The organism is Antribacter sp. NEAU-D49 (assembly GCF_057158775.1).
Genome location: NZ_JBXTSN010000019.1, coordinates 31,181 through 51,513, shown reverse-complemented (window position 1 = coordinate 51,513; position 20,333 = coordinate 31,181). Strand labels below are relative to the sequence as shown.

16 protein-coding genes are annotated in these 20,333 nt (G+C 73.8%); 12 read left to right on the top strand and 4 right to left on the bottom strand.

Features of this window, described 5'->3' with window-relative positions; genetic code table 11:
- Positions 1-58: 58 nt before the first annotated feature.
- Positions 59-1,018 carry a zinc-binding dehydrogenase gene (locus AC060K_RS15140; protein WP_483766230.1) on the bottom strand — a complete coding sequence of 320 codons (960 nt, stop codon included), beginning with the start codon at positions 1,016-1,018 and terminating at the stop codon, positions 59-61.
- A gap of 63 nt (positions 1,019-1,081) precedes the next feature.
- On the opposite strand from AC060K_RS15140, the gene AC060K_RS15135 reads away from it, so the two are divergent.
- Complete coding sequence (locus tag AC060K_RS15135) at positions 1,082-2,035, top strand: hypothetical protein (protein WP_483766229.1); 954 nt, start codon at positions 1,082-1,084, stop codon at positions 2,033-2,035.
- 23 nt (positions 2,036-2,058) lie between these two features.
- Here the strand turns inward: AC060K_RS15135 and AC060K_RS15130 are convergent, their stop codons facing one another.
- From AC060K_RS15130 to AC060K_RS15120, 3 genes are all read right to left on the bottom strand, one after another.
- Positions 2,059-2,493 carry a VOC family protein gene (locus tag AC060K_RS15130; protein WP_483766228.1) on the bottom strand — a complete coding sequence of 145 codons (435 nt, stop codon included), beginning with the start codon at positions 2,491-2,493 and terminating at the stop codon, positions 2,059-2,061.
- Positions 2,494-2,629: 136 nt separating this feature from the next.
- Positions 2,630-3,793 (bottom strand): homoserine O-acetyltransferase MetX, encoded by a 1,164-nt coding sequence (gene metX, locus AC060K_RS15125; RefSeq protein WP_483766227.1) that lies wholly within the window; start codon positions 3,791-3,793, stop codon positions 2,630-2,632.
- 47 nt (positions 3,794-3,840) lie between these two features.
- Positions 3,841-5,193: a bifunctional o-acetylhomoserine/o-acetylserine sulfhydrylase gene (locus tag AC060K_RS15120; protein ID WP_483766226.1), complete on the bottom strand. Its 1,353-nt coding sequence runs from the start codon at positions 5,191-5,193 to the stop codon at positions 3,841-3,843.
- Between the two features lie 393 nt (positions 5,194-5,586).
- Here AC060K_RS15120 and AC060K_RS15115 point away from each other — a divergent pair, with 393 nt between their 5' ends.
- From AC060K_RS15115 to AC060K_RS15065, 11 genes are all read left to right on the top strand, one after another.
- On the top strand, positions 5,587-7,023 hold the full coding sequence (locus tag AC060K_RS15115) for a C40 family peptidase (RefSeq protein WP_483766225.1): 1,437 nt from the start codon (positions 5,587-5,589) through the stop codon (positions 7,021-7,023).
- Positions 7,024-7,245: 222 nt separating this feature from the next.
- On the top strand, positions 7,246-7,740 hold the full coding sequence (locus tag AC060K_RS15110) for a hypothetical protein (RefSeq protein WP_483766224.1): 495 nt from the start codon (positions 7,246-7,248) through the stop codon (positions 7,738-7,740).
- Positions 7,737-8,750: a phosphate ABC transporter permease subunit PstC gene (gene pstC, locus AC060K_RS15105; RefSeq protein WP_483766223.1), complete on the top strand. Its 1,014-nt coding sequence runs from the start codon at positions 7,737-7,739 to the stop codon at positions 8,748-8,750. The genes AC060K_RS15110 and pstC overlap by 4 nt, the downstream gene beginning before the upstream one ends.
- On the top strand, positions 8,750-9,883 hold the full coding sequence (locus AC060K_RS15100) for a PstA family ABC transporter permease (protein WP_483766222.1): 1,134 nt from the start codon (positions 8,750-8,752) through the stop codon (positions 9,881-9,883). Before pstC ends, AC060K_RS15100 begins: the two co-directional genes overlap by 1 nt.
- Positions 9,884-9,885: 2 nt before the next feature.
- Entirely contained in the window at positions 9,886-11,610 is a 1,725-nt protein-coding gene (locus tag AC060K_RS15095) for a phosphate ABC transporter substrate-binding protein PstS (RefSeq protein WP_483766221.1), read from the top strand.
- Entirely contained in the window at positions 11,607-14,339 is a 2,733-nt protein-coding gene (locus AC060K_RS15090; protein WP_483766220.1) for a hypothetical protein, read from the top strand. The genes AC060K_RS15095 and AC060K_RS15090 overlap by 4 nt, the downstream gene beginning before the upstream one ends.
- Complete coding sequence (locus tag AC060K_RS15085; RefSeq protein WP_483766219.1) at positions 14,336-15,187, top strand: class E sortase; 852 nt, start codon at positions 14,336-14,338, stop codon at positions 15,185-15,187. Before AC060K_RS15090 ends, AC060K_RS15085 begins: the two co-directional genes overlap by 4 nt.
- Before the next feature lie 131 nt (positions 15,188-15,318).
- The gene (locus AC060K_RS15080) at positions 15,319-16,329 is read left to right on the top strand and encodes a PstS family phosphate ABC transporter substrate-binding protein (RefSeq protein WP_483766218.1); all 1,011 of its coding nucleotides are present in this window, start codon (positions 15,319-15,321) and stop codon (positions 16,327-16,329) included.
- A gap of 12 nt (positions 16,330-16,341) precedes the next feature.
- Positions 16,342-17,982 carry an Ig-like domain-containing protein gene (locus AC060K_RS15075; protein ID WP_483766217.1) on the top strand — a complete coding sequence of 547 codons (1,641 nt, stop codon included), beginning with the start codon at positions 16,342-16,344 and terminating at the stop codon, positions 17,980-17,982.
- A 103-nt stretch (positions 17,983-18,085) separates the two neighbouring features.
- A complete protein-coding gene (locus tag AC060K_RS15070) occupies positions 18,086-19,144 on the top strand; it encodes a hypothetical protein (protein WP_483766216.1) in 1,059 nt (352 codons plus the stop codon).
- A 29-nt stretch (positions 19,145-19,173) separates the two neighbouring features.
- Positions 19,174-20,298 carry a hypothetical protein gene (locus AC060K_RS15065; RefSeq protein ID WP_483766215.1) on the top strand — a complete coding sequence of 375 codons (1,125 nt, stop codon included), beginning with the start codon at positions 19,174-19,176 and terminating at the stop codon, positions 20,296-20,298.
- The last annotated feature ends 35 nt before the right edge of the window (positions 20,299-20,333 follow it).

Sequence of the window (20,333 nt, the reverse complement as noted above, 5' to 3'; positions counted from 1 at the left end):
CAACCGGGCCTGGTTGCCTGCGCAATGTTGTTCTCGACGGGCAGTCCGCCGCCCCGGGTCAGACGGTCACCACGACCTTGCCGAACTGGGTGCCCTCCGCCAGGCGCGCCAGGCCCTCGCCGGCCCGGGCGAGCGGCACCTCGGCGTCGATCACGGGGCGCAGCCCGGTCCGGGCGAGGAACGAGAGCAGCGCCGCCAGGTCGTCGCGCGAGCCCATCGTCACCCCCTGGACCCGCAGCTCCTGGAAGAAGACGCGCGTGAGCTCGGCCGGGGGAGCGTCGCCCGACGTCGCCCCGCACACCACGATCGTGCCGCCCGGCCGGACCGACCGGACGGAGTGCCCCCAGGTCGCCTGGCCCACGGACTCGACGACGACGTCGACCCGCGCCGGCACGCGCGCGCCCGGCTCGAGCGCGGCGGCGGCGCCCAGCGCGAGGGCGCGCTCGCGCTTCTCGCTGGAGCGCGAGGTGGCGAACACCTCGAGCCCGGCCGCGGCCCCCAGCGCGATCGCGGCGGAGGCGACGCCGCCGCCCGCGCCCTGGACCAGCACCCTGTTCCCGGGCCGGAGGCCACCGGCCGTGAAGAGCATCCGGTACGCCGTCAGCCAGGCGGTGGGCAGGCAGGCAGCCTCCTCGAACGACAGCGCCGCCGGCTTGGGCACGAGGTTCGCGGTCGGCACCGCCACCCGCTCGGCGAGCGTGCCGGGGTACTTCTCGGAGAGCAGGGTGCGGCCCTCGCGCGGCCCGACGCCGTGGCCGTCGCCGCCGATCACGCCGTGCACCACCACCTCGCTGCCGTCCGGGGCCACGCCCGCCGCGTCCGTCCCCAGGATCATCGGCAGCTGCTCCGCGCGCAGGCCGACCCCGCGCAGGGACCACAGGTCGTGGTGGTTCAGGCTCGCGGCCCGGACCTCGACGGTGGACCAGTGCTCCCGTGCCTCGGGCTCGGGGCGGTCCCCGACCTCCAGGCCGTCGAGCGGGGCGTCGGGCGAGAACTGGGTGGCATAGGCGGCGAGCACGGTCCCAACCTACCCACGACCGGGCCGCACGGTGCCCTCCGAGCAGCCCCTAGGGTGTGCTGTATGTCCGGAACGACACCGCTCCAGCTCGCTCAGGCCACCCTCGAGAAGGCCGAGGCCGACCGCGCGGAGCGCACCCGGCTCCGCGCCCGCCTCGAGCGGGCCGAGGCGACGCACACGGAGACGCGCCGGGCCCTGCGCGCCGCCCGCGCCGAGCTCGCCGACGAGTCGGCCGACGTGTCCCGTCTCGAGGACTTCAGCCCCACGCTGATCTGGGCCGTGCTGCGCGGCAACCGCGACGAGCGGCTCGAGGCCGAACGGGCGGAGGCCCGCGCGGCCGAGTACAGGGCGGCGCTGGCCCAGTCCCGGCACGACGCGGCGGAGGCTGAGCTGGCGGCGACCCACCAGGCGCTCGACCGTCTCGGCGACGTCGACGCGCGGCGCAGGCAGGCGCTCGACGCCAAGGAGACGGCGCTGGTCGCCGGGGCTCACCCGGGGGCGCAGGAGCTCACGGCGCTCGCCGAGCGGGCAGGCACCGCCCGGGCGGAGCTCACCGAGGTGGAGGAGGCGCTCGCCGCGGCGGACGCCGCCGTCTCGGAGCTGGAGGCCGCCCGCAAGCTGCTCGACAGCGCGAGCGACTGGGCCGCCTTCGACACGTTCGGGGGCGGCGGCTTCCTCACCGACCTGGTGAAGCGGCAGAAGATGGACGAGGCGGTGGCGCGCATGCGGAAGGCGGACCAGGCGCTGCACCGGCTCAGCGCCGAGCTGGGCGACCTCGGCCGGCAGGGGGTCGGCGCCATCGACATCGACGGGCTGACGGACCTCTTCGACGTCTGGTTCGACAACATCTTCAGCGACTGGTCGGTGATGAGCCGGATCCGCGAGACCGCGGGCAGGGTGCGGGAAGCCGCCGCCACCGTCGTCGCCGTGCGCGGCGAGCTGCTCCAGCGTCAGGCTGTGCTCCAGGTGCGCCTCGGCGACCTGCACGACCGGCGGGAAGCGCTGCTGCTGCACTGAGCGCCTCCCGCCTGCCGCGCGCGTCAGGCCTGCTGCTCCGTGCCGACGTCGAACATCCAGGAGATGCCGAACTTGTCGGTGAGCTGGCCGTAGTAGTCGCCCCAGGGGGCGAGCTCGAACGGCATGCCCGCGGTAGCGCCGTCGGACAGCTTGTCGTACGCCGCCTGCACGTACTCCTGGTCCTCCGGCCCGCCGGTCAGTGCCACGGTGACGCCGCTCGACGGCTCCACGTACTCCATGAACGACGGGGTGTCCGACGCCATGATCGTGAGGCCGGCCGGCGTGTCGAGCTGCCCGTGCATGACAAGGGCGGCCTCGTCCGGGTTGGTCTCCATGCCCTCCATGGGCATGTCGCCGAACGCGTTGATGGTCACCTCGCCGCCGAGCACCGACTGGTAGAACTCGAGCGCCTCGCGGGCGTTGTCCTTGAAGCTGAGGTACGGGTTGAGCTTCGCCATGCTGATCTCCTGGGTCGAGCCGGGCGTGGCCCGGCGGAGTCCAGCCGGGCCTGGCGCCCGGCTCGCGGGGCGGCGCCGTCGTCCGTCCCGGGACCACGCTAGGACCCGCCACCCACACGCGCGCGGCGGCCCCGCCTCAGGCCTCCGCGAGAAACTCCGCGACGATGGGGCCGAGCTGGTCGAACTCGATGAGGAACCCGTCGTGCCCGAAGTCGCTCGTCACGATCCGGAGCGGCTCGGCGCGCGGGATCCACGACACCAGCCGGGCCGACTGCGTGGGCGGGAACAGCCGGTCGCTGTCCACCGCCACGACGAGCGTCCGCGCCGTGACCTGGGTGAGCGCTGTCTCGACGCCGCCGCGGTCCCGGCCCAGGTCGTGCGACAGCATCGACTCCGTGAGCACCAGGTAGGAGTTCGCGTCGAAGCGCCGGGCGAGCTTGTCCCCGTGGTGGTCCAGGTACGACTGCACGGCGAAGCGGCCCCGGGCGAACGGGTCCTCGCCGCCCTGCGGCAGCCGTCCGAACCGCTGGTCCAGCTCGAACGCCGACCGGTAGGTCGTGTGCGCGATCTGCCGGGCGATGCCGAGGCCCAGGTGCGGACCGGCGCCGTCGGGCGCGTCGTAGTACTGGCCGTCGCGGTACCCAGGGTCCATGCGGATGGCCGCGAGCTGCGGGTGCGCCCACGCGATCTGGTCGCCGCCGATCTGCGCGGTGGTCGCGATCGCCGCCAGGTTCCGCACCTCGATCCCCGACTCGGGCCCCTGGAGAGCCCACTCGAGCGCGCGCAGCCCGCCCATCGACGCGCCGGCCACGAGCGCCCACGACGTGATGCCGAGCTCGCGGGCGAGCGCGACCTCCACCGCGACCTGGTCGCGCGTGGTGACGAAGGGGAACCGGCCGCCCCAGGGCAGCCCGTCGGGTGCGGGCGTGGACGGGCCCGTCGTGCCCTGGCAGCCTCCGAGCACGTTGGGCACGACGACGAAGTACCGGTCCGTGTCGATGGGCCTGCCGGGGCCCACCATCGCGTCCCACCACCCGTCGGTCGCGTGTCCCTCCTCGGCCGGGCCCGAGACGTGGGAGTCGCCGGTGAGGGCGTGCAGCACGAGGACGGCGTTGGAACCGTCCGGTGCGAGCTCCCCCCACGTCTCGTACGCGACGCGGACCGATGGCAGTCGCCCTCCCGCCTCCAGGTCGAAGGCGCCCAGGTCGACGAAGAGCCGGCGCCCCACCGGGTCGCCCTCGCGCCACGCCCCGGACGCGGGCACGAGCGGCCGGGCGGGCGCGAGAGGCTTGGTGGTCACGGAGGGCGCCGGCGTCGTACAGCCAGGGTGCGTGGAGGCGGTGGCCGTCACGCCTGGTCCCCGTGGCCCAGCAGGTTCTTCGCGGCCGTGAAGCCCAGCTCGAGGTCGGCGAGGAGGTCGTCCACGTGCTCCAGGCCGACGGCGAGGCGCACCAGCCCGGGAGTGACGCCCGACAGCGCCTGCTCCTCGGGCGTGAGCTGAGAGTGCGTCGTCGACGCGGGGTGGATCACCAGCGACCGGACGTCGCCGATGTTTGCCACGTGCGAGTGCAGCTGCAGCGCGGAGACGAAGGCCTGACCGGCGGCGGCGCCGTCGTCGTCGGCCACGTCCAGCTCGAAGGCGAGCACGGCGCCCGCGCCGCGCGGCGCGTACTTCTGGGCGTTGGCGTGCCAGGGCGAGCTGGGCAGGCCCGCGTAGTGGACCACACGGACGTCGTCGCGGGACTCGAGCCACGCGGCCACCTTCTGGGCGTTGGCGACGTGGCGCTCGATGCGGAGCGACAGCGTCTCGATGCCCTGGGACAGGAGGAACGCGTTGAAGGGGGAGATGGCGGGGCCGAGGTCGCGCAGGAGCTGGACGCGCGCCTTGAGGACGAACGCCAGGTTGGCGCCCAGCGGCGAGCCGACGCCGAGGTCCCGCGCGTAGACGAGGCCGTGGTACGACGGGTCGGGCGTGTTGTAGTTGGCGAAGCGCTCGGGGTCGGCCGCGAAGTCGAAGGACCCGCTGTCGACGATCACTCCGCCGATGGCGGTGCCGTGCCCGCCGAGGTACTTGGTGGCCGAGTGCACCACGATGTCGGCCCCGTGCTCGAACGGCCGGATCAGGTAGGGCGTGGCCACCGTGTTGTCGACGATCAGGGGGACGCCGGACGCGTGGGCCACGCCCGCCACGCCCTCGATGTCGAGCACGTCGGAGCGCGGGTTGGGGATGGTCTCGCCGAAGAACAGCTTGGTGTCGGGGCGCACGGCGGCGCGCCACTCGTCGAGGTCGTGCGGGTCCTGGACGAACGTGGTCTGGATCCCGAGCTTCGGCAGCGTGTAGTGCAGCAGGTTGTAGGTGCCACCGTAGAGGCTGGCGGAGGCCACGACGTGGTCGCCTGCCTCGGCGATGTTGAGGATCGCGAGGGACTCCGCGGCCTGGCCGGAGGCGACGAGCAGCGCGCCGACCCCGCCCTCCAGGCTGGCGATGCGGTCCTCGACCACCTGCTGCGTCGGGTTGCCGATGCGCGTGTAGATGGGGCCCAGGTCCTGCAGGCCGAAGCGGGCGGCGGCCGTGGCGGCGTCGGGGAAGACGAACGAGGTGGTCTGGTAGATCGGCAGCGCGCGGGCGCCGGTGGTGGGGTCGGCGGTCTGGCCGGCGTGGATCTGGCGGGTCTCGAAGGACCACTGGGGCTGCGTCATGGCTCTTGCTCTCCTGGCGTGAGGTCTTCGGTACGGACGAGACGTGCCGCGGCACGAGCCCGGGAGGGGCCTGCGCTCAGGGAGACGAGCCGCGGCGGCTGGGGAGCGCGCACGCGGTGCGCGGCCGGACGGGTCCGGCACGCGGGCAGGCGAACGTGCGCTGAGGTCAGCAACACATTCGACGAGTCATGGCTTGACCGTAGACGCGGCGATCGATCCCCGAAAGAGGCGTCTTGAATCCTGAGATTCGAAAATGAGACGGCGTGTCGCTTGCCAATGGCGGCCTTGTCGGACTCTTCCGGTCGCGGAAGTTGCGTGCCCGGGTGAACCTTGGCGAGGGAGGTCCCGGGGTGTGAGTGCGTCGGGGCTGGTCAGCAAGGTTTGGGGGCAGGCATGAGTGCGAACCGGATGTGGCGGCGGGTGGTCATGGTCGTGACGCTCGCCGTGAGCCTCACTCTCCCGTGGGGAACCGTCGCGTCAGCCGACACGCCCGAGGACGACCTCGCAGCCGCGCACGCTCAGGTCGCGGCCGGCGAGCTCGACGTCGCAGGGGCCGACGCCGCCCTCGACGCCCTCCGTGCCGAGCTCGCCGCCGCGCAGCTCCGGGTCCAGATCGCGGGCGAGGACCACGCGCAGGCTCAGGTCGCCCTCGAGGCTGCCACAGCCGCCGCCGAGCAGGCCGCCGACGACGCCGTGGCGGCGCGTGCCGGGGAGGTCGCGGCCCGCGGCTCCCTGGCCGAGGTCTACCGCAGCACCGACCGCGCGGGCGGGCTCTCCGGTGCCGCCCTGCTCCTCGACGCCCAGGACGTCGCCGACGTCGTCAGCCGGGACGCCGCGTCGCGTGCTGTGAGCCGCAAGCTCGGCGCCGCGCTGCAGACCTACCAGGACGCGCGCGCCGTTGCCGACTCGGCCGAGTCGCGGTGGACGGCCGCGAGCGAGGTGCAGCGCGAAGCCGCCGCTGCCGCCGAGCGCACCTACGACGCGGCCCGGCTCGCCGCCGCCGACCTCGAGGCCCGCACCGTCGCCGCCGAGCAGCAGCGCACCCAGCTCGTGGAGCGCCTGGCGCAGCTCCGCGCCACGACCGTCGAGATCGAACGGCAGCGGGAGGCCGCGCGGGCAGCCGAGGCCGAGGCACAGCGCGAGGCGGAGGAGCGGGCAGCCATCGAGGCGGCGGCAGCCGCGGCTCCCGCCCCGGCGCCCGCCCCCGATCCCGGGCCGACGGCGGAGCCCGGGCCGGGCGGGGACGGTGCCGACGCTCCCGCGGGGGACGTCCCGGCGGCTCCTGATCCCGCTCCTGCGCCTGCTGCCCCTCCGGCTCCGGCCCCTGCCCCTGCACCGGCGCCCGCACCGGCGCCCGCGCCGGCTCCCGCACCTGCCCCCGCCCCCGCCCCCGCCCCGGCCCCGGCCCCGGCCCCGGCTCCCGCGCCCGCCCCGCCCACGAGCGGCGTCTCTGTCGGCACGGCGGCCCAGGGAAGCGCGGCGGTGTCGTGGGCGCGGTCGAAGATCGGCACGCCGTACCAGCTCGGCGCGAGCGGTCCGGAGGCCTACGACTGCTCGGGGCTGACGTCGGGCGCCTGGTCGAGCGCGGGCGTGTGGATCACGCGCACGTCCCGGTCGCAGTACCTCGCCGTGGGGAAGATCGGCTACGACGCGCTCCGGCCGGGCGACCTCATCTTCTACGCGACCAACCGCAGTGACCCGTCCACGATCTACCACGTGGCGATGTACTCGGGCGGCGGGCGCATGATCGAGGCGGTCTACCCGGGTACGCCGGTGCGGGAGACGGCGCTCCGGATGTCGAGCGCGATGCCGTACGCGGGCAGGCCGTGAGGTCTGCGTGAGCGCTGCGTAGTCGGCGACAGGCCGCCGTGTGACACCAGCGGGTGAATGTTCCCGTGGATTTCACCCTTTGATGTCCAATAGTGCGCTTTCGTTCACTGCGTGATCGTCCCTCGTTCGCCTGGGTCCGACCTGGACGTCGGTTGAGAGCCCTTCAGTAGTGCCCGGCCCGCCACGACGGCGGGTTTCTCTGGGTGCACGCGGAGGGGCCTCATGGGGTCGCACGGTCATGTGTTCCAGCTGTACCGCACCGACGACGCTGCGGTCTGGTGGTGGAGGCTCATCAGCCCCAACGGGCGGGGCCTGGCGCGCGTCGTCGATGCCCAGCCCAGCCAGACGGCGGCGCGCGAGTCGATCCAGCGGACGCTGGCTGTGCTCGACGGGCTGACGTCGACCCTCCGCATGGAGGACGGCTTCCGCTGGCGCTGGCTGCTCGAGGACGACGGCGTCCCGGTGGTCCAGGGACTCAGCCACCACGACCGGCGGGTCCGGTGCGACCAGGCGCGCCGTCGTTTCCTGCTCGTGGCGCCCGACGCGGAGATCGACACCGTCCCGCTCCAGCTCCACGCGTCGTCCAGGCTGATCGCGTTCGTCCCTCGTTCACCGCAGGGAGGTTCCCCGGACGCCGTCGGCGGATTCGATCGGGGAGCCGCCGGGACCGCCCGGCGACCGTCCTACGAGCGCGCACGAGGAGGCCCCGCCGCATGAGTACCCGGCTCCGTGCCCCTGACGGCTCCGCGCCCCCCGCGGTCCGCCGGGAGATCGCCACCCGCCCGACCGGGAGCGACCTCGTCTTCGTGACGGGCTCCCGCGCAGTGGGCCTCGTGGTCCTCGCGGTGACTGGCGGCATCGGGGCGTTCCTGGCGTGGCAGGCGGTCCCGACGCTCCGGCGCTACGGCTGGTCCTTCTTCACGGAGACCCAGTGGTCACCCGAGACGGACACGCTCGGCATCCTGTCGGTCCTCGCCGGCACCGTGACAGTGGCGCTCGTCGCGATGAGCTTCGCGTTCCCCCTGGCGCTGGCCACGGCCCTGTACATCAGCGAGTACGCGCCGACCCGGCTCCGCGGCGCGCTCGTGTCGGTCGTCGACCTGATGGCGGCCGTGCCCTCGATCGTCTACGGGCTGTGGGGCTTCTTCCTGCTGCAGCCGCACGCGAGCGCCGTCGCCCGCTTCGTGCACGTGTATCTCGGCTGGCTCCCGTTCTTCCAGGTGGACGCGGACCTGTCCCTCGCCCAGTGGGAGCAGTCGAGGTACACGGCCTCCGCGTTCGTGGCGGGCATCGCGGTGGCGATGATGGTGCTGCCGATGGCGTGCGCCGTCATGCGCGAGGTGTTCTCGCAGGCGCCGCTGGGTGAGCGGGAGGCGGCGCTCGCTCTCGGGTCCACCCGCTGGGGCATGGTGCGCACGGTGGTGCTGCCCTTCGGACGGGGCGGCATCATCGGCGGCACGATGCTCGGGCTGGGGCGTGCGCTGGGCGAGACCATCGCGGTGGTCCTCATCATCTCCCCGGCCTTCGACCTCAAGTTCCGGCCCTTGGAGATCGGCACCAACACGGTCTCGGCGCTCATCGCCGGCCGGTTCGGCGAGGCGTCCGACGCGCAGCTGTCGGCCCTTCTCACGGCGGGGCTCGTCCTCTTCCTCATCACCCTGGCGGTCAACACGCTGGCGGCCCTGATCGTGGCGCGCAGCCGTTCGGGCGCCGGGACGGAGATCTGATGGCTGTCGCACCGTCGCTTGCGACGACCTTCGGTGGCGCCGGGGCGGCGGGCAGCACCCGGCTGCGTGCGGTCGCGCCGGACGCGCCCCCGGCTGCGCCGCGCAAGGTGTCGCAGAGCACGAGCGAGGACCGCGTCATCGCCGTCGGCTCCCTGCTGGGCGCTGCCGCGCTCGGCTGGCTCGTCTGCTACCGCCTGCTCCCCTGGGGCAGCGTCCTGGCGTGCGTGCTGGTGAGCCTGGTGTTCCTCCTGATGCTCGTCACGATCGCGACCGTGCTCACGACGCCGGGTCCCGCGGTGGCGGACCGCCTCGTGTCGACGCTCGTCTCGGCCGGGGCCGCCACCGTCGCGTTCGCGCTGGGGTCGACGATCGTCTTCGTCTTCGTGCGCGCGTGGCCCGCGCTCTGGCACTGGGCGACGTGGTCGGACGACATGGCCGGGGTGGGCCCGCGCGACCCGCTCTCCGCGGGCGGTGTGCTGCACGCGATCGTGGGCTCGGTGATCGAGCTGGGCATCGCGATGGCTGTGGCGGTCCCGCTCGCGCTCGGCACCGCGGTCTTCATGACCGAGGTGGGCGGGCGGCTCGGGCGGGTGGTGCGCACCGTCGTCGAGGCCATGACCGCGCTGCCCTCGATCGTCGCCGGCCTCTTCATCTACACGGTCCTGATCGTGGCGCTCGGCGTACCGCGATCCGGCCTGGCGGCGGGGTTCGCCCTGTTCGTCATGAGCCTCCCGATCATCGCCCGGGCTGCCGAGGTGGTGCTGCGGGTCGTGCCTGGTGGCCTGCGGGAGGCGAGCCTGGCTCTGGGCGCCTCCCGGTGGCGGACGGTCTGGCACGTGGTGCTGCCGACGGCGCGGCCGGGTCTGGCCACGGCGGTGATCCTCGGGATCGCCCGGGCGGTCGGGGAGACGTCGCCCGTCCTCCTCACCTCGGGAGCGGCCCCGTTCCTCGTCGGCAACCCGCTCGACGGCGTCATGAACTCGCTGCCGCTCTTCGTCTTCTCCGCGGTGCGCACGGGCGAGCCGTCGCTCGTCCAGCGTGGCTTCGCGGCGGCCGCCATCCTCCTCGTCCTCGTGCTCGTGCTGTTCGTCGTCGCCCGCTGGCTCGCGCGGCCGACCGTGAGAAGGAGCTGACCGTGTCGCCCTCCCGCCTCCGTACCGCCGTGGTGTCGGCAGGTGCGGCGTCTCTCGCCGCCCTCATCGTGCTCGGTCCCGCGGCCGCGCCCGCCGCGGCGGACTACGCGCAGATCGAGGGGTCCGGCTCCACCTGGAGCCAGGTCATCCTGGAGCAGTGGATCGCCGACGTGAACCCGGTCGGCATCAAGGTCTCGTACAACGGCGTGGGCTCGTCGGCGGGCCGCAAGGACTTCGCGAACAAGGCCAACGACTTCGCCATTTCGGAGATCCCGTACCAGGGGACGGACGAGCAGGGCAACGCGGACAACTCCAACGGCCGCCCGTACGCCTACATGCCGATCGTCGCGGGCGGCACGGCCTTCACGTACCACCTGGAGTCCGGCGGCCAGCTGGTCCGCGACATCCGGCTCTCCGGCGAGACCATCGCGAAGATCTTCACGAACCAGATCACGAGCTGGGACGACCCGGCGATCAAGGCGGACAACAACGGCCGGTCGTTCCCCGCGACGCCGATCATCCCGGTGGTGCGCTCCGACGGCTCCGGTACGACGGCACAGTTCACCACCTGGCTCGACAAGGCGCACCCGGGCATCTGGCGGCCCTACTTCGGGCGCTCCGGTCTCACGTCGTACTACCCGAAGAAGAGCGGCACGCGCATGGTCGCGTCGGCCGGCTCCGACCAGGTCATGAACACCATCGCTGCGGCGTCGGGCAACGGTGCCATCGGCTACGTCGAGTACTCCTACCCGATCAACAAGAAGTACCCGGTGGTGAAGGTGCTCAACGCTGCCGGCTACTACGTGGAGCCCACCCAGTACAACGTGGCCGTGGCGCTGACCCGGGCGCGGATCAACGAGGACACCTCGTCGCCGATGTACCTGACGCAGGTCCTGGACGACGTGTACAGCTTCGACGACCCGCGGGCCTACCCGCTGTCCTCGTACAGCTACATGATCCTGCCCACCGGGGCGGACGACACGCGCATGACGACGAACAAGCGCCAGGCGCTCGTCGACCTGATGTTCTACGCGCTGTGCGAGGGGCAGGGCAAGGCCGGACCGTACGGGTACTCGCCGCTGCCGCTGAACCTCGTCCAGGCGGGATTTCAGCAGCTCGCCAAGCTCAAGGCGGCTGATCCGCAGGTCGACCTTCAGAACCGCGACGCGACCAGGTGCAACAACCCCACCTTCGACGGGGCGGACCTGAGCCGGAACCGGCTCGCGGAGGTCGCGCCTCAGCCCGCCGCCTGCGACCGGCAGGGCCAGGGCCCGTGCGCGGGCGGGGGCCAGACCCGGCCGCCGGGCGGCGGCGGCGGGGGCGGCGGCGGTGCCGGCGGGGGCACGGGCGGAGGGGCCGGGGGAGCGGCAGGCGGCGCCCCGGGCGCGGCGGGTGCAGGGGCGGACGGTGCCGCGGCGCCCGGCAGTGCCGCCGGGGGCGCCGCCGCAGCCGGAGGTGCGGCGGGGACAGGAGCCGACGGCACCGGCGCGGCGGGGGAGGCGTCGTCGGCCCCCCAGATCGATCCCATCACCGGCGAGGTGATCTCCGACGGCACCGACGGGGCCTCGGGCGACGTCGCAGCCAGCGGCGCCGTGAGCACCAACCTGGGGATACGTGAGTCGGCGGGCAAGTGGGTGTTCAGCAGCGTGGTGGTCCTCGAGCTCCTCGCGATCGCGCTCGCACCCGGACTGCTGGCCCTGCGCAACCGGCAGGAGGCCGGGCTGTGACCGCGTCCCGTGCCTCGCGTCCGGTCGGGCGCCGTCTCGCCCGGCTCCGCGCAGGCTCGGCCGCAGCGGTCCTCGTGATCCTCGCGACGCTCGTCTGGGGCGGTGCCGTCATGACGGCACCGCCCGCGACAGCCGCCGGGGACGACGGCTACCAGCAGACCCGGACGCTGGTGCGGGAGCACCAGGAGGCGGACGGGAGGATCGTCCCGGTCGACACGCGCAAGGTCACGGTCGCCGTGGACCGGACCACGCACCTGCGCGGGCGCGAGACGGTCCGCGTGTCCTGGTCGGGCGCCCGCCCGAGCGCGGCCCGCACCGCGAGCCCCTACTCCATCGACGGGCTCAACCAGGAGTACCCGGTCGTGATCCTCCAGTGCCGGGGGATCGACGACCCGCGCGTGCCCGCCGACCGCCGCCTGACGCCCCAGACGTGCTGGACCACGAACTACACGCAGCGCTGGGCCGGCATGGCGCCCTCGGACGCCGTGTGGATGCACGACCTGCGCGAGGACGCCGCAGGCCGGGCCGACCAGGGCTCACAGCCGGGCTGGCCCGAGCACTGCAACCCCTCCAACCCGTTCGTGGCCCAGAGCCTGACTCCCTTCGTGGGCGCCGACGGCGAGGTGTACCAGGCGTGCAACGTGGACTCGCAGGCGCCCGAGATGGCCCTCGGCGGTGCACTGCCCCCGAACGACGTCGCCGCCTTCACGCGCACCGACGGCACGGGCGACATCGACTTCGAGATCCGTAGCGACGCCGAGAACGCGTCGCTGGGCTGCTCGGCCGAGGTGGACTGCGCCATCGTGGTCATCCCGATCATGGGCATCAGCTGTGTCGACGCCGACCGGGCGTGCCGCGGCGACGGCATCCACGAGCCGGGTTCGATCAACCTCCGCAACGTGGGCGTGGACCCGGCCGTCTCCCCGCGGTTCTGGTGGTCGGAGTCGAACTGGCGCAACCGCTTCACGGTCCCGGTCGAGATCGCGCCCCCGCCCACGACGTGCGACGTCCTCGACACCCGGAAGCCGGTGGAGTTCTACGGGTCGGAGCTGATCGGCGAGGCGAGCCTCCAGTGGGCGCCCGCCTACTGCACCGACCAGGACCGGTTCAAGTTCCGGCACAACCGGATGCCCGAGGACACCGCGTACACGACGTTGCTCAACGGTCAGGCGGCCGCCGCGTTCATGACCGACCCGGGCGAGGGCGCCGAGGACCACCCGGTCGTCTACGCACCGGTCGCGGTGACCGGGTTCGCCGTCGCGTTCGTCGTCGACCGGGCGGACGGCACGGAGGCGAAGACCTTGCGGCTCACCCCGCGGCTCCTGGCCAAGCTGATGACCAGCTCCTACCCGGGTGCGCCGGTCCCGCCCGGGGAACGGCCCGACCTCGCGGGCAACCCGCTGTCCGTGAACCGGGACCCGGAGTTCACGGCCCTCAACCCCGGGCTGCCCGCGACGGAACGGCTGGAGCTCGCGACCCTGCTGTCGCTGAACGTCCCGGCCGACACGGTGCGCGCGCTCACCGACTACGTCGCCGCCGACGACGAGGCGCGGCGCTTCCTGGCGGGCGAGCCCGACGAGCACGGCATGCGCGTCAACCGGGAGTACCAGGGGATCACGGTGCCGCGCGACAGCTGGCCGTTGCTCGACAGCTGGGTGCGCCCCAGCGGCGACACGTGCGACAACACCTACCCGACACCCTGGTTCAACCGCGTGAACGCCCCGGTCTCCAGCCTGCGGCTGACCGCCGAGCACCTCCTCAACGCCTGGCCGACCGTCCTCGCCAAGCACGACCAGGACCTGGGCGTGGTGGTCGACGGCAAGCCGGTCTGCAAGCTCGGACGCACCGACCGTCAGGGGTACGGGAGCAGGTTCATGCTCGCCGTCGTCGCCCTCCCGGACGCGCTGCGGTACGGCCTCGACGTCGCCGAGCTGCGCACGGGCGGCCCGAGCGCCCGGCCCACCTTTGCCGCGCCCACGGAGGCGGCGCTCGCGGCGAGCGTCACCCACGCACGCCAGGAGCACCAGGGCGCGGCCTTCACGATCCCCCAGGCCGCCCTCGCCACCGACCCGGCCGCGTATCCCGGCACGATGATCGTCCACGCGGCGACCTTCATGACCGGTATGGACCTGGAGACGGCGGGCGACGTCGCGGAGTTCATCCGCGTCGCGACCACGGAAGGCCAGCAGACCGGGATCGGCAACGGGCTCCTCCCTCCGGGCTACCTCCCCATCCGGAGCGAGGGCGCCACCGCGCCTCTCTTCGTGGCCGCCCAGGAGGTGGCCGAGGTGGTGGAGGTGCAGCCGGACATCGACGGGTTCCTGAGCTGGCTGGAGGCGCTGCTCCGGCTGCTCGCGGAGCTCTTCGGTCAGCCGTCGCCGCCCGCGCAGCCCTCCTCGCCGGGGCTGCCGCCACCTGCGCCCTCCGGCGGCGAACCGCTGCCGCCGCTCGCGTCGGGTACGGGGCCGGCTGCCGCGCCGGTCTCCGCGCCCCGGGCCGGTGCTCCGGCGCCCGCCCCGAGCGCCTCCGCACCGCCCGACCTGAGCGGTCTCCCCGGCCCCCTCGGCGACCCCCAGGCGGAGGGGCCCGGATCGCCGGGCGCGACGGCGGCCCAGGCACCCGGCGACGTCGCCGGCCGGATCGTCCCCGCCACCGTGGGGCTCCTGCTCTCCGCAGCCTTCGCCGCGCCGCTCGTGCGCCTCGTCGGCTCGAAGCGGGTGCCGGAATGACGGCCCGGAGGATCCCGCCCGCCTCGTCGGTGGCGTCGGCGCTGCTGACGGTCGTCGCCGCGCTCTGCTGCTGGTCGCTGCTCCAGTTCTACGTGCTCGGCGCGGTCGCCTTCGCGACCGCCCAGGACAACCTCCACGACCGGCTCCGGCTCGACCTCGCCGCGCAGACCGCACCCCTCGGCGGTGACATCGAGCCCGGGACGCCGGTGGCCCTCCTCGAGATCCCCGTGCTCGGCCTGTCCCAGGTGGTCGTCGAGGGCACGTCGTCGGGCGACCTGCTCGCCGGGCCCGGCCACCTCCGTACGAGCACCCTGCCCGGTCAGGGCGGGACCGCGGTGATCCTGGGGCGGAACGCGGGGTACGGCGCGCCGTTCCGCGAGATCGCGCAGCTCGGGACGGGCGACGGCATCCGTGTCACGACCGCGCAGGGCGAGTGGGTGTACCGCGTCGAACGGGTGCGGCGGGAGGGAGACCCGCTCCCCGCCCCGGTCGAGAAGGGGCGCGGCCGGCTCGTCCTCGTCACCGCCGAGGGCAGGGGCGCCCTCGGGGCGCTCGACCCGACCGGCACGGTGTACGTCGACGCCTCCCTCCAGGCGCAGCCCGCGATCCCGGAGAAGGGACGGCCGGGCAAGGTCCCCGACGCCGAGAAGCCGATGGGTGTGGACGACTCGGGCGTGCCCCTGCTCGCCGTGACGCTGGCAGGCCTCCTGCTCGCCGTCGTCGGGATGTACGCGGCTGCCCGCCGGGCGCAGCACCGCGTGGTCTGGCTGCTCGGCTCGCCCGTCCTGGTGCTGTTCGCCTGGCTCTCCGGGGAGCTCGCCGTCCGGCTGCTGCCGAACCTCACCTGACGGCCCGCCGTCCCCGGGTCGCTGCCGGGTCGTCCCCCGTTCACCGGACATCCCGGCGGAGTTCGCCGGGCACCGCGAGGTTCGTCGAGGACCGGCGACGGTCTCCCTCCATCCCTCAGGAAGGATCAGAAATGAAGCGACGGAACGTGGCCCTGACGGTCACGGCTCTGCTCACGAGCGTCGCGCTCGTGGCGAGCGCGACGTCCGCCTCGGCGGACTTCACGCCCTCGACGAAGGACATCGTCGGCGTCGGCTCCGACACGACCGAGGTCGTGACGAACCTCGTGGCCGACGGCACCCGCGTGGGCCCTGTCCTGTACCCCGGCTACAACGGCGGCGCCGACGCACGGCTCGTGTCGTTCAACGCGACCCACCCGGTCACCGGCGCCCTGGGCGACGCGATCGTCCTCAAGGTCGGCACGCCGGCCATCGCCCGCCCGAACGGCTCGAGCGCCGGCAAGGTGCTCCTCTACGGCGCGTCCAACAACACCGCCGTGAACTTCGCGCGGTCCTCCAGCGCGCTCAGCACCGCCGAGGTCAACGCGGGTCTCTGGGCCTTCCCCTTCGCCAAGGACAGCCTCCAGATGGCGGTCTCCAAGTCGGTCGCCACGAACGCGCCCGCCACGCTCTCCGAGGAGCAGATCCTCGGCATCTACAAGGGCACGTACACCACCTGGAACCAGGTCGGCGGCACCTCGACCGCGACGATCGTCCCCCTGATCCCGCAGAGCGGGTCGGGTACCCGGAGCTTCTTCACCTCCGAGCTCAAGCGCATGAACGGCGGCGTCGACGTCACCCTGGCACCCAGCGTCCAGCAGATGCAGGAGCACGACCCGGCACTCATCAAGGACAACCCGAACGCCATCGGGCCGTTCTCCAGCGCTCGCGCCACCTTCGAGACCGCCACCATCTCGCTCGCCGGCGGCTACGTCGCCGACCGCGCCGTCTACAACGTCGTCCGCGGCGCCGACCTGAGCAAGTCGTTCGCCGGCTCGATCTTCGGCCCCGCCGGGTACTTCTGCTCGAGCTCGGGCCGCCGCTTCATCGAGGCCGCCGGCTTCAAGCAGCTCGCCGGCCAGGCGTCCGGCGGTGTCTGCGGCGTCCCGACGCAGTCCGCCACCACCAACCTCACCCTTTCCTGAACGGAGCGTTCGATGAGCATCCTCAAGAAGGCCGGCGCAGTGCTCGCCGGTGCCGCGATGGCGACCGCAGGCCTCGTGGCCACGGCCGCCCCCGCCACGGCCGGGGAGCGCGGTCCGCTGCTCGACGGCGAGATCTACTTCCTCAACCAGCCCGTCCACCTCGGTGCCGCCACGTCTGCCAACCTGGTCAACGCCGGTGACGCCCGCGTGAACAGCTGGGCGGCGATCGCCGTCGACGGCACCTGCGGTCAGCCGGAGTTCCTCGCGCAGGTCATCATCCGTACCCCGCGTACCGGCGTCCCCGAGTCGCAGTGGCCCGAGGTCGAGGTCATGGCGGCCGACATCACGTCGGACCCCCAGGGCCGCATCTACATCGCCGGCTCCGTGGACACGCTGCTCAAGACCGACCCGCAGCTCTTCCTCGAGGCGAACCCGGCCGGCGCGACGAACTTCAAGATCGTCGTCGCCTGCAACGACTGGGACGGCAACCCGCTCGGCTACTTCTCCGACGACCTGACGTTCACGGGCTCCACCGCCGCGACGTTCCAGTGGTCCCGTACCAGTGCCCCCACGCTCCCCGCCACCCCCTCCACCACCACGGTCGCCGTCTCCGACGCCTCGGTCGAGGCCGGCGAGGTCGTCACCCTCACCGCGACGGTCGCCCCGGCCGCCGCCACGGGCAACGTGGAGTTCTTCGCCGGCGCCCAGTCGCTCGGCACCGCCGCTGTGGCCGGCGGCACCGCCAGCCTCACCACGGGCTCGCTCCCGGTCGGCACGTACGACGTGACCGCCCGCTTCCTCGGTGGCGGCGGCTTCGACCCGTCGACCTCCGCGGGTGTCCCCGTCACCGTCGCCGCGGTCGCCCCCCGGGCCACCACGTCGGCGCTCGCGGTCTCCGCGACGTCGGGCGCCGCCTACCAGGCGGTCACCCTGACCTGCACCGTCACGGCTGCCACGGGCACGCCGAACGGCACGGCGGTCTTCACGAACGGCGCCCGCACCCTCGCGTCGGTCCCGGTCGTCGCCGGCGCTCCCGCCGTCTACACCACGAACGCGCTCGGCGCGGGCGAGCACCAGCTTGGCTGCACCTTCGACGGTTCGGACCCGTACGTCGACTCCACCTCGAACGTCGTCGCGGCGACCTTCGAGCAGCAGGGCGCCGCCGTGTCCGGCGACGTCGTCGTGTCGATCCCGGCCGGTGCGATCACGGTCACCACGCCGTACTCGGAGGCGAACCCCCTCCAGCTCGGCACCGCCGTGCTCGACCCGGCCGACTCCACGTACTCGGCCTCGGCCGCGTTCGAGGACATCGTCATCACCGACACCCGCGCCGGCAACCTCGGCTTCACGGCGTCGGTGCTCGCCACCGACTTCGTCTCGGCGAGCGGCAGCAGCTTCCCGGCCTCGTACGCCGGCCTGACCGGCCTCACGGCCGTCCAGGTCGCGAACAACGCCCTCCAGGCGTCGAACGTGGTCCTCACGGACGTGGCCCCGGCGCAGCCGGGCCTCGGCGCGGCCCGCGTGTTCGCGCAGTACCCGGCGGGCCAGTCCGTCGGCACCGCGCAGATCGACGGCGTGTTCGGCATCGACCAGGTCCCCACCTCGGTCGCGCCGGGCGAGTACCGCGCCACGGTCACCTTCACCGCCCTCTGAGCACCTCGCAGAGCGGCACCTGAGTGAGGGGAGGCGGGGCCCCCGGCCCCGCCTCCCCGATCCCGTCCCTCGACGCACCACCTCGAAGCACCAAGGAGCCACCGTGTCCCGCCGTTCCCTCGCTCTTGTCGCGATCCTCGCCCTCGTAGCTCTCGGCCCGACGACGGCGGCGACCGCGGCTGACGACCAGGACCTCGTCTCCTTCGGCATGTCCCCGGCCGGTCCCGAGCTGCCCGACCAGCGCCCCTACCTCGCGTACAGCGTGGCGCCGGGCACCGTGGTCCACGACCACGTGGCGGTCCTCAACCAGGACGACCAGCCGATCGGCCTGGACGTGTACGGCGGCGACGTGATCATGGCCGAGGGCAGCGGGCTCACGGTCCGCACCGCCGGCGAGGCGGACACCGACGCCGGCGCGTGGATCGCCGTGGGGCGGGAGCGCGTGGACGTGGCACCCCAGACGCCCGAGACCGGCGTCGGCTACCAGATCGTGCCGTTCTCGATCAGCGTCCCCGCCGACGCCAAGCCCGGCGACCACGTGGGCGCCGTCGTCGCGTCGCTGCGGACCCTCGGCCAGGGCGGGGCGAACGCCCCGCAGATCGAGCTGGACCAGCGCGTCGCCGCGCGCCTGTACATCCGGGTCGCCGGGGAGGTCTCGGCCGGGCTGGTCGTGGAGCGTGTGGAGGCGTCCTGGCTGCCCGACGGCGTGCTGGGCCGCGGCAGCGTCACCGTCCGGTACGTGCTGCGCAACGCGGGCAACGTGACGCTCGGCGTCGAGCCGGCGGTGACGGTCGCGGGCCCGCTCGGCCTGCTGGGCCGCACCGTCGAGGAGCAGAAGGTCGACGACCTGCTCCCGGGCGGCGAGGTGGCGCGTGAGGTGGTCGTCGACGGCGTCTGGGCCTCGGTGTGGAACGGCGTCGAGGTGTCGGCGGTGGCGGTGGCGCCCACGATCGGCGAGGACCCGGGCATCGGGACGGTCCGGGCCGGGTCCGGCGTCTGGGCGATGCCGTGGCTCGTGCTGGGGGTCCTCCTCGTGGCCGGCGCGGTCGTGGGGGTCGTCCTGTACCGGCGGTGGCGCGCGGGGCGGCGTCCGCGGCCGGATGGCGGCCGTCCCTCGGACACCGAGGCGCCGTCCGCCGTTCACGCGGCGTCGGCAGCCTGAGCCCGACCAGCAGCCGGCCGGAGGACACAGTGCGCACCAGAACGCTCGCCCCGCTCGCCGTGGTCGTCGCCGGGGCCGCCCTGGCCCTCGGGCCGGCCGCTCCCGCGGCCGCCGTGGAGCACGGGCCGGAGCTCGAGGGGAACATCTTCCTCTTCTCGGCCGACGTGAGCCTGGAGACGGCGACGGCGGCGGACCTCGTCGACGGCGGCGGCAACGGACCCATCCCGTGGCGGACGGTCGCCGTCGACGCTGCCTGCCCGGTCGAGGAGTCCGCGATCCGCACGGTCGTGCGGGTGCCGGTCGCGGGCGTCGAGGCCGACCAGTGGGTCGAGGTACCGGTCGCGCCGCCCGCGATCCCGCCCACCGTCGACGGCGGGGGCCGCCCGTACAACACGTCGGACACGGACGCGCTGACCCGGTACGAGATCGCCGAGCACGTGACGCGCACCGGCGGCGCGTCGAACTTCCAGCTCCTGGTGGTCTGCGCCGACTACGAGGGCGTGGACGTCGGGTACTGGGCCACCGACCTGACGATCACCGGCACAGGCCCGGAGGACCTCACCTGGCGGCGGACCGACCCGGTCACGCTCGACGACGTCGGGCGGCGCGACGGCGACCTCACCTGGGTGCTCTGGCTCGGCCTCGCCGGGGTCCTGATGGCCGGCGTGGTGGTCGCGGTCGTCGTGCGGCGGCGCGCGCGGTCGGCGGTGCCTGCTGTGGCGCCCGCCGTGCTGCCCGCGGTGGCGCTCGTGGTGCTGGCGGCGGGACTGCTCGCGGCCCCGCTCGGGGGTGCGCAGCCGGCACGGGCCGACGAGGGGTCGGGCGGGTCGGCGCAGGTCACGATCCCGCAGGGACCCACGAGCCCGGCGCCGGGGAGCACGCCGTCGGCCCCCGGGACGGGCGGAGGAGGCCCGGACCCGACGTCGGCCCCCGCGCCCGCGGCCTCCGCGGCCCCGGCGGAATCACCGGCGGAATCACCGTCCCCCGTGCCCTCCTGGGCACGACCCAACCTTGCCTGGCGCGGCGACGAGGGGTTCACCCCGCCCCAGCTCGCCGTGGGCGTGCTCGCCGGCCTCACGCTCCTGGGCGTCGCCGCGGGCGCCGTGCGCAGGCTCCTGGCCGGGGAGCCGGCCGACGCGAGGAGGAACACATGACCGCCGAGAAGTCGGAGACCGTCGAGAAGCCCGCG